Annotated in this window: 10 protein-coding genes; 3 read left to right on the plus strand and 7 right to left on the minus strand. The window is 56.0% G+C overall.

Translation table 11 applies throughout. The annotated features are described in order from the left end of the window. Positions 1-59: 59 nt before the first annotated feature. Both DKB62_RS06190 and pepD read right to left on the minus strand, forming a co-directional pair. A complete protein-coding gene (locus DKB62_RS06190) occupies positions 60-1247 on the minus strand; it encodes a DUF3298 and DUF4163 domain-containing protein (protein WP_157949709.1) in 1188 nt (395 codons plus the stop codon). Between the two features lie 162 nt (positions 1248-1409). Then, complete coding sequence (pepD, locus tag DKB62_RS06195; protein WP_095629564.1) at positions 1410-2861, minus strand: beta-Ala-His dipeptidase; 1452 nt, start codon at positions 2859-2861, stop codon at positions 1410-1412. 264 nt (positions 2862-3125) lie between these two features. On the opposite strand from pepD, the gene DKB62_RS06200 reads away from it, so the two are divergent. Then, a complete protein-coding gene (locus tag DKB62_RS06200; protein WP_095629565.1) occupies positions 3126-5213 on the plus strand; it encodes an OPT family oligopeptide transporter in 2088 nt (695 codons plus the stop codon). A gap of 147 nt (positions 5214-5360) precedes the next feature. Here DKB62_RS06200 and DKB62_RS06205 read toward each other — a convergent pair whose 3' ends face one another. Further along, on the minus strand, positions 5361-5951 hold the full coding sequence (locus tag DKB62_RS06205; protein WP_087478648.1) for a phosphatase PAP2 family protein: 591 nt from the start codon (positions 5949-5951) through the stop codon (positions 5361-5363). 162 nt (positions 5952-6113) lie between these two features. Between DKB62_RS06205 and DKB62_RS06210 the strand changes: the two genes are divergently transcribed. Beyond that, positions 6114-7427, plus strand: coding sequence for a Na+/H+ antiporter NhaC family protein (locus DKB62_RS06210; protein ID WP_107196085.1), 1314 nt, complete (start codon positions 6114-6116; stop codon positions 7425-7427). Between the two features lie 77 nt (positions 7428-7504). After that, the gene (locus DKB62_RS06215; protein ID WP_095629567.1) at positions 7505-7903 is read left to right on the plus strand and encodes a YbaN family protein; all 399 of its coding nucleotides are present in this window, start codon (positions 7505-7507) and stop codon (positions 7901-7903) included. Between the two features lie 2 nt (positions 7904-7905). On the opposite strand, the gene DKB62_RS06220 is transcribed toward DKB62_RS06215, so the two are convergent. The 4 genes from DKB62_RS06220 to DKB62_RS06235 all read right to left on the minus strand — a co-directional run bounded on the left by DKB62_RS06220 (position 7906) and on the right by DKB62_RS06235 (position 12327). Further along, entirely contained in the window at positions 7906-8679 is a 774-nt protein-coding gene (locus tag DKB62_RS06220) for an SDR family NAD(P)-dependent oxidoreductase (protein WP_107196084.1), read from the minus strand. Between the two features lie 123 nt (positions 8680-8802). After that, the gene (locus DKB62_RS06225) at positions 8803-9639 is read right to left on the minus strand and encodes a Cof-type HAD-IIB family hydrolase (RefSeq protein WP_107196083.1); all 837 of its coding nucleotides are present in this window, start codon (positions 9637-9639) and stop codon (positions 8803-8805) included. Between the two features lies 1 nt (position 9640). Further along, positions 9641-10960: a D-serine ammonia-lyase gene (locus DKB62_RS06230; protein WP_087478654.1), complete on the minus strand. Its 1320-nt coding sequence runs from the start codon at positions 10958-10960 to the stop codon at positions 9641-9643. Positions 10961-10965: 5 nt separating this feature from the next. Next, positions 10966-12327 carry an alanine/glycine:cation symporter family protein gene (locus tag DKB62_RS06235; RefSeq protein ID WP_107196082.1) on the minus strand — a complete coding sequence of 454 codons (1362 nt, stop codon included), beginning with the start codon at positions 12325-12327 and terminating at the stop codon, positions 10966-10968. Between the last annotated feature and the right edge of the window lies 1 nt (position 12328).

The raw sequence follows: 12328 nt of genomic DNA on the forward strand, positions 1-12328 counted from the left end.
GCGTTTTTTACGTCTGCTATATGCGGTTATGCAGCCGGCTTCCTTCTCAGGAGTCAGCGTCAATGCAGCTCGCCGACAGCCGGCTGGATGGAAATCGTAAGGATATCCGGCATCTGGTGCATGACGGCAATGAGTTCCTTCGCATTCCAGCGGCGATTGCGGCTTCCGCCTTCGGAAATGTCAGGGTCCAGCGTCGGCTCCGTCCCCATCATGGCCGTGACATAGGCAGCCCATGCCGCAGCGTCCCTTTCCGTCACAGGCCGTTCTCCGCCTATGACCCACAAGGATACGGCCTCTACAATCTTATCCCTGCTGCAGATCGTAAACAGGCGGCAAGGCTGTCCATGCAGCATGATTTCATAGGTCCGGCCGACGAAAAACGTGCGGTCTGCCGACCAATTTTCCCGGCCGCCGCCAAAGAGCCGCGACGTGTCCTCATCGTTCATCCCCAGCAGCCCTGTCAATTCGGACAGGCTGTCGACGGCATAGGGCCTGATGATTTCAAATTCCGGCCGTCCCTCGCTGCCTGGAGCGATTTCATAAGCGGAAAAGACGACGACGGGGTTGCCCTTTTCATTGATGTAAAAGGGCGTGTCCTCATCTATGCCCGTAAAGGTCCCGTACGAAGCCCCGCCGTTCCAGCGGTGATCCATCTGCCGCCGGATGCTGACGTCGGCAATCGTCCGATACTCGTCTCCCAAAATATCTTTCAGCGCGACGGTCTGTCCCGTCCGGCAGTCGAAGGTATAGTATTTCGCCCGATAGTGGGCGCGACTCCAGTTATCTGTTCCTATAACTTTCAGGGACAGGTAGTCGTCTGTCTGCGCCAGGACTTCGTACCTGACGGAAACCGCTATGCCGTGGTCTTTCCATTCCTCTTCGCTGCCGCCTGTTTCCAAAAAGGCCTTACGGTACTGCCGGGCCCAGTCTTCTGCTTCTTCAGCATACTGCTCGCACAAGCGGCGTATGCCGGCGTTTACCTGCTTCTGCCGGGCAGCGGAGACAGAAGGCCCCCAGTGTATTTCAGGAATTTTCACGGAAACAGCGATGTCCCTGTCCTCCTTCTCATAGGCCAAGGCCGTGACTACCTTCGGCGCAGGCAGAAGATCCCCTTCGGCTGCACTGACCGGCAGGACAGCCATACCCGCCGTCAGGGCAGCTGCCGCAGCAGCTTTCATAAGGCAGCCCTGCAGCAAAAAGATGGAACGTCGTCCAAAGCCTCCGTCTTTATTTCGCATAACTTTCATCTCCATCGCCTCCTTAAAAAGTAGTGTCGTTACCTTAAGCATACCCTATGCCATTGATTTCGTAAACGATAAAAAGCTGCTATAAAAAAGTTTCATGGAGGAGGCTGAGTTTTTTACAAAAAAACTGCCGCACCAGACGATGCGACAGTGTAATGAGTTCGTTTATTTCAATTTCGGCAGCGTACCGGCGATGATGCGGACCAATAAGGCTACCGTATCGAGCTCGAGCGATTCGTCGGCACTGTGGATGGCGTGCGTCGTCGGGCCGACCGATACGATATCGAGATTGGGATTCATGGCGTAGAAATAGCCTGTTTCCAAGCCGCCGTGCATCGCTTCCACCCGGGGAGCATGGCCTGCTTCAGCCGTATATACTTCCGAAATGATGGGCAGAAGCTGGCTGCGGGGATTTTCCGTCCATGCCGGTTCAGGCGAGGCGATGTCGACGGTGCAGCCCGTCAGCTCGCCGTATACGGGCAGTACCTGCATGAACTCGCGCAGGCGGGCGTCGGAGGACGAACGGGGGAAATACTGAATGGCAACGCGTTCTTCTTCCGTCCGAATCGTGCCGACGTTGGCTGATAAGTCCGGCAGCTTGGGCAAGGTCTGGTTCATGGCAAACACGCCGCAGTGAAGGATTAGGAGCAGCTGTACGACGGCCTTGGCGTCGTCGGCAGCCAATACCGTTTCCGGCATGGGACGGTCTTCCATGACGATGGCCGCCGTCTTTTCTACTTCGCCGTACACCAAATCCAGTTCCGCCTTCGCTTCGTCCAGCACTGCCTGGACGGCCGCCGTATCGGCATCCGGAAGGACGAGAAGGGCTTCTGCCGACGACGGGATAGCGTTTGCCGCTACGCCGCCGTCGATGGATGCCAATTCATAGGCGATACCGGCGTCGGTCAAACGGCGCAGCGTATGAGCCAGCGCCTTGATGGCGTTGCTCTTGCCGGCGTTGATCGTTTCGCCCGAATGGCCGCCGACAAAGTCCTTGGTCATGACGGCGACGGCTTTCGCTCCCTGAGGCTGACGCCGCGTCAAGGTGCGGTAAAAATGCGTATGGACGCTGCCGGCAGAGCCGACGCACAAAACGTCGATGTATTCAGAGTCGCAGTTGAGGACGTATTTGGCGTCCTGCACATATTTCGGGTCTAAGTGCGTCGCGCCGGTCATGCCCGTTTCTTCGTCGACTGTGAAGATGAGGCGCAGCGGGCCGTGCTGCACGTCGGGCTGCTGAATCAGGTACAGCGCGACGGCCACGGCAATGCCGTCGTCGGCGCCTAAGCTCGTGCCGTCGGCGCGCAGGATGTTGCCTTCGCGGACCAGCTTGATTTCACTAGTCAAGGGGTCGTAGTCCACGCCGGGTTTGGCCACGCAGACCATATCCATGTGTCCTTGTACAATGGTCAATGCCAGGTCTTCACAGCCCTGCGTGGCCGGTACGTCGGCGATGACATTGTACACCTCGTCCTGTACGACTTGGGTAATGCCCAGCTCTCCCAAGCGCTTTACGATGTAGTCGCTGACTATTTTTTCATGGCGCGACGGCCGGGGGCATTTGGCAAGGCCGGCAAACTCCTTCAGCACGCCTTCGATAATTTCGTTATCTTTCATCACGTAGTTCCTCCTTTTATCGTCTCATAGAGCACGCAAATTCATTACTTTTTATTATACCACGTATGCGCAAGATTTTCGTCTGCTTTATCGTTTTACGTTGTATAAAAATCATTGAAAACCGTCTATTTATTCTTATATGCAGCCAACCGTTCCCCTGCCGGGCCGATGTGACGAATCTATAAAAATCTAGTATACTGTATGTGAAGAATTGTCATAATATATGGTCAAATCTATCTATACTTTTCGAAGGAGGTTTCCATCATGGATTCAAAACCAAACATGACGGTAAACTACCCCAACCTGCCTGAATTGACCGTCCGCGGCATGCTCCTCGGCGCGCTGATTACGGTTATCTTCACGGCGTCCAACGTCTATCTGGGGTTGAAGGTCGGCCTGACGTTCTCGTCGTCCATTCCGGCTGCCGTCATTTCCATGGCAATCCTGCGCATGTTCCAGCATTCCAATATCCTGGAAAACAACATGGTCCAGACGCAGGCTTCCGCTGCCGGCACCTTGTCGGCCATCATCTTCATCCTGCCGGGTCTGCTCATGCTCGGCTACTGGCAGGGCTTCCCCTTCTGGGAAACGCTGCTCCTGTGCGCCTGCGGCGGTTCCTTAGGCGTACTGTTTACCATTCCGTTGCGGCGGGCGATGGTCGTCAACAGCGACCTGCCCTATCCGGAAGGCCGGGCCGCCGCTGAAATCCTGAAGGTCGGCAGCGACATCCGCCAGGCCGAAGCAGCTCACGAAGATACGAGCAAGAAGGAAACGGGCATGAAGGATATCGTGTCCGGCACGGCGCTGGCCGGCTTGTTCAGCCTCTGCGCCAACGGCTTCCACATCCTGTCGTCCGAATTCAGCTATTGGATCGCCCTCGGCAAGACGGCGACGACACAGCTGCCCCTGGGCTTTTCCATGGCCCTTCTCGGCGCGGGCTACCTCATCGGCATTGCCAGCGGCATCGCCATCTTAGTCGGCACGCTCCTGGCATGGGTCGTCTTCGTCCCCTATCTGACCAGCGTCATCACGCCGGCTGAAGGCCAGGCTGCAGCCGACTTCGCCAGCCAGATCTGGGCTCAGAAGGTCCGCTTCATCGGCGCCGGCTGCATCGGCATTGCCGCCGTATGGACCCTGATCCGCCTGGCAAAACCGGTTATCGACGGCATTAAGATGTCCATCAGCGCGATTCGCGATAACGATACGGCAGAAAAGAAGGCCCTTCATCACACGGATATCGACATGACGCCGAAATCCATCGCCATCGTCTTCATCGCCATCCTCGTCGGCCTGTTCATCACGTTCTACTCCTTCGTAGGCGCTGCAGGCCTTCCCATGTCCGTCACGATTACCTACATCGTCGTCGGCATTATCGTCGCCGTCCTCATGGGCTTCTTCGTCGCCGCTGCCTGCGGCTACATGGCCGGCTTAATCGGCACCTCAGCCAGCCCGATTTCCGGCATCGGCATTTTGGGCATCATCGTATCGTCCCTCGTCGTCTTCGCCCTGAGCACGTCCTTCGGCGTCTTTGAAACAGCAGAAGGCACGAAATTCGCTACAGCCCTGGCGATCTTCATCACCAGCGTCATCGTCAGCATCGCCGCGATTTCCAACGACAACCTGCAGGACCTCAAGACAGGCTATATCGTAGGCGCTACGCCGTGGAAACAGCAGGTAGCCCTCATCCTGGGCTCGATCATCGGCGCCATCGCCATCGCTCCCGTACTGAACCTGCTCTATCAGGCCTACGGCTTCACCGGCGCCCTGCCCCGCGAAAGCATGGACCCGTCCCAGGCCTTATCGGCTCCGCAGGCAACCCTCATGACGACCATCGCCCAGGGGATTTTCAGCTCCAGCCTCGACTGGGATTACATCCTCTTAGGTATCGGCGTCGGCATCGTCGTCATCATCATCGACCTCTTGCTGACGAAAAACACGAAAGCCCTGGCCCTGCCGCCGCTGGCCGTAGGCATGGGCATCTACCTGCCGCCGACCTTGGAAATCCCCTTGGTCATCGGCTCGGTTATCGGCTACTTCGTACATAAGCACCTCAAGGCCAGAGCGGCGCTCCGCAGCCCGGGCCATGAAGAAGAAGACGTAGAAGCCTGCAGCCACCGCGGCGTACTCTTCGCGTCGGGCCTCATCGTCGGCGAAAGCCTTATGGGCGTCATCATCGCCCTGCTCATCGTCGTTTCCGTCACCTCCGGCGGCAGCGAAAACCCCTTGGCCCTCGTCGGCAAAGACTTCAAGAGCACGGCTGATATCCTCGGCCTCGTATGCTTCATCGGCGCCATCGCCTTGTTCGTCGGTCATATCCTTTCTACGAAGTTCACACCGGAAAAGAAAGATTAAAATTAGATTAGGCGAAAATTAAAATTAGATTAAAAAAGAAATCCCGTTCCAGCCATGCCTTGTCATGGGGGAACGGGATTTTTGCATAAAAATTTTCTTTTCTGACTGTCCGGCAGCGCAGCCATATCGCTGAAATTCGGCCGTCCGTTACCATCTTCTGCGCCAGGCGGCCATCGCCCCGGCGAGGCCGTCGTACAGCCAGAGAACGTACGTCGCCGCCTCCTTAGCGGCGGCGCTGCGCCGAATAGCCCAGGCGCTGACCGCACCAATGGCAAAACCGCCTACCACGTCGCTGACATAATGAAGGCGGCAGACGACGCGCGAAGCGCCTAATACGACGCTGCCGGCTAAAAAGGGAAAGCCCATCCAGTTCTTTCGGCTCAATAACATGAGGGCTACGGCCATGGAATTCATAGCGTGATTGCTCGGAAAGGACGCGTTTTCCTTATGAGGAATGAGGGAAGATATCCCTCTATGGCGGACAAAGGGACGGGGACGGCTCCAAATGCGCCCGATGACAAACGATGCGGCCGAGCCCAGCCCTACGGAAAACAGGCAGTACAACAAAGTCCGGCGGCGGTACAGGGTGCCGGCCATGCGGCCGGGCCGGAACCACTCGACAAGGCCGTACAAAACGTAGGCCAAGTAGCCGAAGCGGGCAATCCAGGCAAAGGCCATCAGCACAGCCCGGCGATATACGAGCAGCCTGCCAAGGCAGAGAAATATAAAGCGAATCATGGCGCGTCCCCCTTATCGAATCGTCGTTACAGCCTCAGTATATCAAAAATACAAATGTATGCCTAGATTCATCATAAAAGATACGGCGCGGCGAAACGTTGCCATACACTACAAAGAAGATTACACTATAACCAAGACTTACGACAAAGGAGGTTCCCATCGATGGAACTATGGATATTAGCCGCCTTTTCCGCCGCTCTCATCGCCTGCCTGGCGTCAGGGAAATCGTTGATTCTCGCCTTGCTGGCAGGCTTCCTCTTGTTTTTCAGCTACGGCGTAAAAACGGGACATCCCTTTTCAGAAATGGCCCGTCTGGCTGTCTCAGGCGTCAAAACGGCCAAAAACGTCATCGTCACCTTGATTCTCGTCGGCATGCTGACGGCGGCCTGGCGCGTCAGCGGCACTATCCCATATATCGTGTACCATGCGTCCCAATGGTGCGACGGCAGTGCCGTTCTCCTGGCATCGTTTCTGCTGTGCGCCCTCGTATCGGCCCTGACCGGCACGTCCTTCGGTACGGCGGCCACCATCGGCGTCATCTGCATGACCATCGCCAACAGTATGAATATCCCGCCCATGTATTCCGGCGGGGCCATCATGGCCGGCGCATATTTCGGCGACCGCTGCTCCCCCATGTCGACAAGCGCCCTTCTCGTCGCCGCCATTACGAAGACCGATATCTTTACCAACTGCCGCCTCATGGTCAAGACGGCTATGGTCCCCTTCGTCCTGACCTGCGCCGTCTACGCGGCCATGGGCCTGCTGTTTCAAGACGGCGGTGCCCATCACGACGCGGCCGGAATCTTTCGACAGGCCTTTACCCTATCGTGGATTACTCTCATACCGGCGGCCCTGGTCATCATCTTATCGGCACGGCACGTCGATGTGAAGCTCATCATGATCGCCAGTACAGCGGCAGCCGCAGCTATTGCCGTAAGCACGCAGCAACTAACTCCCCTCGAAGTCCTGACAGTCTGCCTTTTAGGGTTTCATCCTGCCGATCCGGCTCTGGCCCGCTTGGCGTCTGGCGGCGGAGCTGTTTCCATGACCGATGTCGTCGCCATTATATGCATTTCATCCAGTTACGCCGGCATGTTTTCCGGCACGGGATTTCTCCGTGGCATCCAAGGGCATATAGCCGCCCTGAGCCGACGCGCGACGCCCTTCGGAGCCGTCATTGCGACATCCGTCGCAACCTCTATGGTCTCCTGCAACCAGACCTTAGCTACCATGCTGACACACCAGCTTTGCCAGTCTGTCGAGCCCGACCCGCAGCGCCTAGCTATTCATCTGGAAAACACGGTCATCGTCATTTCCGCCCTCGTCCCCTGGTCCATCGCCTGCTCGGCCTTTCTGGCGATTATCGACGCGCCCCTGGCCTCGGTGCCCCTGGCTTGTTACTTATATTTCCTTCCCCTTTGGAACTTCCTGACCAGCCGCCCGAAGCAACACCGCCCCCAGTCCAATAGATTATGATTCTCTCTTGACGGCATACGCATCTTTCGATATGATAAAATTGATTTTTATTATCTGTTGAATGGGGTGATTTTCTCATGCCGTCATTTCGTGCCGCTCCTTGGCACCGCATCTTTCAAGCCTGCTGGCTAGCCTTAGGCTTCGCGTCTCTGGCGTTAGGAACTATTGGGATATTCCTTCCTATTTTGCCGACGGTTCCCTTTTATATGCTGACGCTCTTTTGTTTTGCCAAAGGGTCAGCTCGTCTGCATCACTGGTTTCAGCAATCGGATTTATACCAAAAACATCTGGCAGATTTCCTAGAAAAGAAGTCCATGCCATTAAAAACAAAGGCTGTAATCATGAGTACTGTTACCATTATGATGGCTTTCGCCGTATGGATCATGGACGCTTCATGGCCAGCCAGTCTTGTCGTCGCTATAATTTGGTGCATACATGTATTATATTTTCTCTTCGCCATAAAAACAGAACGCTGAAATCACCCAAACAAGATACGGCTTATCTTCATGACGAGGGCCGACGGCAGCAGCTTCGCGCCGACGCGAATCAGACTGGCAACCCAGCCCGGCGTCGACACGACCTTTCCTTTTTGTAAATCATCCCAGGCGGTCTTCGCTACAAAGGCCGTCGACGACGCAAAGGGAAAGCGTCTGAAATAAGGCTGATCTTCCCCTTGTCTGGCAACGGCGATAAATTCCGTATCTCTAATCCAGTAGGGGCATACGACTGTAACGCCGACGCGCCGCGGCGCAAGTTCGACAGACAACGCCCGGCCGTAGCGATACAAAAAGGCCTTGGTCCCGGCGTATACGTTCAGATACGGAATCGGCAGAAAGGCCGCGACAGAGCAGATGAAAGCCACGCGGCTTCCTGCGGCCATATACGGCAAGCAGACTTCAGTCAGCGTCACGGCCGCCGTATCGTTGACTCCTATCATCTGCCGCAATTCAGATAAGGGAATGCTGCCGGCCGCACCGATCTTTCCAAACCCGGCGGCATATATGTAATAGGCGACGACGGGGTTCTCTTTTTCCAGAGCCGACCGAAAGGCCCCTATCGTCATCTCGTCGCTGATGTCTCCGGCAATGATCCGCATCGGCGTTTTTATCCCTTGGCGAAGAGCTTCCAAGCGTTCGGCACGCCGGCTGTTTACCCATATTTCATCGACGCCGCTCCGGTCGAGATAGGCCGCCAGCGCCCGTCCCAATCCGCTGGACGCGCCCGTAATAATGGCAATCTGCTTCTGTCTCATGTCTTCCGCCTCCCGCTGCTGTACTACGTCTATTGTAGCGTGCAGGCCCCGTCTCTTCAATCGATTTTTCCAAATAAAATTCCCCCTCCCGACTGGCACGCAGTCTGAGAGGGGGATGTTGTATTATGCCGGCAGTACGGCGGGGAAAAACCGGCGGACGACTTCTACAATGCCGCGCTCGTCGTTGGAACGGCAGGTGACGTAATCGGCAAATTCCTTGACGGCCTGCGGCGCGTTGGCCATGGCCACGCCGACTCCGGCATACCGCAGCATGCCGATGTCATTGTAGCTGTCTCCGCAGCACACGACCTGAGACGGCGAGATATCCAAATGACAGAACAGCTTTTTAAGGCCCAGCGATTTGTCGACGCGGCACGGTGTCACTTCCAGACAGGACGGTTCCGAATGGAATACTTCCGCCTTGCCGAGGTACAATTTCGACAGCAGCGGGTTAAGGGCCTGGAGCTGTTCCGGCTTTCCTGTAAGCAGGCACTGGTAAATCGTCTTGGGAGCGTGCTTTAGAAAATCCTCGTGAAGGACGATAGGCATATGGCTCCACGACGACTCAGCCCGGACATAGGGGTCCGGCTCAGACGCCGTAATGATTTTCCCCTTGCCGTACGTCATGATGCCCAAGCCGTAGCAGCGGGCGTCATACCACAAGGAGCGCAGCGTTTCCTTCGACAGATATTGCTCGTACAAACAGCGCTTCGTCTTGTACTCTATGACCTTCGAACCATTAAAAGCCACGATATATCCGCCGAACTGCTGCAGACGCAGTTGTCTGGCAATGGGATATACGCCTTCAGGCGGCCGGCCCGACGCCAGGATAAGGCGGATGCCCTGCTTCTGTAATTGAAGCAGGGCATCTTTCGTATCTGGGTCTACGCATTTTTGCGATGTCACCGTCGTCCCGTCTATATCCAGAACGAGGACGTTCGGTACTCCCGTTGCAGCCATGTTATATCCCCGTGTTGATATAGGCCTGGCGGACGTCTTCCGGCACCATGCTGCCGCCCGTCGCCCAAGCGATGTGCGTCGCCTGTCCCATAACGGCTTCGAGGCCGGCCTGACGGACATATTCCTGCAGCGAATCCGACTGAAGGAAGGCAGCAAAGGCAGCGCATGAGCTCGGCTCGATAAATACGCCTTCCGTATCGAGAAGTCCCCGCATCAAATCGTACAGCGTCCCATCCTGAATCGTCGCAATGCCCGACAGCAGCGGTTCTACGACGCGGCCTACGAAGGCCGACGGTCTGCCGACAGCCAGTCCGTCAGCATCGGTTTTGCCGTCGATACCGATATCTTCTACGGAAATGCCGTCGTGAAGCCCCGTCGCCATTCCCAGCATCATGCAGCAGGCATGAGTCGGTTCCGTAAAGAAGCAGTGAACGTTATCGCCGTATACTTCTTTCAGGCCGTAGGTGACGCCGCCGGGAGCGCCGCCGATGCCGCAGGGAATATAGACGAACAAGGGATGCTCGGCATCTACAGGAATCTGCATCGCTTCCAGCTGCTTCTGGAGACGGCGGCCCGCCACGCTGTAGCCTAAGAACAAGTTCTTCGAGTTTTCATCGTCGACGAAGTAGCTCATGGGATCGGCATCGGAATTCTTCCGCCCTTGTTCTACGGCGGCGCAGTAGTTGTCTTCATATTCAATGACCGTAACGCCGCGGCTGCGGAGCAAATCTTTCTTCCACTGCTTAGCGTCGACGGACATGTGAACGATAACGCGGAAGCCCAGCTGGGCGCTCATGATGCCGATGCTCATACCTAAATTTCCTGTACTGCCGACCTGCACCGTATACTGACTGAAAAATTGACGAAATTCCGGTTCCGCCAATACGGCGTAGTTATCCGTTTCCTTCAGCTTGCCCGCTTCTATTGCCAGTTCTTCGGCGTGTTTCAGAACCTCGTAAATGCCGCCCCGGGCCTTGACTGATCCGGAAATAGGCAAATCACTGTCCATCTTGAGAAGCAGGTTTCCCTGAATGCCGGCTTCGTAGGAGCGATTCAAAAAGTCTTTCATCTTCGGAATATCCCGAAGTTCCGATTCAATGATGCCGCCGCTGGCCTTGAGCTCGGGAAATACCGTTTCCAAATAAGGAGCAAACCGTTGGAGGCGGGCTGCCGCATCCTGTATGTCTTCAGGCGACACAGCCGTAATATGCCAGTTTTTCTGTTCTTCCTTCTTCGGATTGATCCAGAAAACTTCTTCCAATTTGGCGGCTTTCGCTACAGCCGGCACCGTTTCTATATATTTCTTGACATCTGTGTTCATGTTGTTTATTCTCCTCTTTTTGCAATATACCCATTAGCCGGGTCTAAGAATTCCTTCGTAAGACGCCGAACTTCCGGCGACAAAAACAGCATCGCGACGATATTGGGAATGATGAGCAATCCCAGCGCAATATCCTGAATGGACCAGACCAACTGTATCGTTCCCAAGCTGCCGATGACGATGAGGACAGGAAAGGCATACCGATACAGGGAATCCCATGATTCTTTCTTCAAAAACGTAAGACTGACATGGCCGAAATACCACTGGTTCATGATAGATGTGCCGGCGAATAATATCAAGCTGAAATACATGATATACCGCATGCCGGGCACGACGGAATCAAAGGCTACAGCCGTCAGCGTCGCGGCGTTGTCGTGAAACTGTGCCGCGCCGGTCAGCAATACGACGATGCCCGTCGCGCTGCAGATTAAAAAGGTGTCGACAAATACTTCGATGATGCCATAGAAGCCCTGCCGAACCGGATGGTCTACCTGAGCCGCCGAGTGAAGAACGGGAGCCGTGCCCTCACCAGCTTCGTTGGAATACAGGCCCCGGGCTACACCGTAGCGCATGGCTTCTTTCATCGTATAGCCCAGCACGCCGCCGGCTCCGGCCTCCCAGGCAAAGGCGTGGGACACGATAGCTTGAAACATAGCCGGCACGGCATCCAGATGCACAACGAACACGACCAGGCCGCTCGCCAAATACAATCCGGCCATAAACGGCACGATGCGCTGGGCGATGTATATGAGCCGCTTAAACCCGCCGCTGATGATGAAGAACATCAGCGCAGCCACAAACAGGGCCGTCACACCGACAGGCAGATAAAAGGCCTCTTTCATGACCTGCGCAATCGTATTGGACTGGATCAGCGTTGCGCCGCAGTTTTGGATGAATAAGAACACGGCGACGGCTGCGCCGGCTTTGCGCCACCGCAAACCTTGGGAAATATAGTACATAGAACCGCCCGTAATATTTCCCTGCCGGTCTTCGCCGTGATAGCGGACGCCCATGACGATTTCGCCGAACTTCGTAGCCATTCCCAGAAAGGCCGCCGCCCACATCCAAAACAACGCGCCGGGACCGCCGCACAGGATTGCCGTCGAAACGCCGACGATGTTGCCGCTGCCGACACAACTGGCAAGGGAGGCACACAGCGATTGGACGGACGTACAGCCCTTCTTTGCCGCGCCGTCCTTCTGGGAGGCGCGCAGAAACAGTCCCCGCCGGATATAGCAGAGAAACCGCAGCTGAATACAGCCCGTCATGATCGTATAGACCAGGCCCAGGCCCAGCAGCGCGCACAGGAGCCAGTCGCCCCACAGCAAATCGGCAGCTTGCTTCACAAAGATTTCTATATCTGCCACG

The organism is Megasphaera stantonii, assembly GCF_003367905.1.
GTDB classification, from domain to species: domain Bacteria; phylum Bacillota; class Negativicutes; order Veillonellales; family Megasphaeraceae; genus Megasphaera; species Megasphaera stantonii.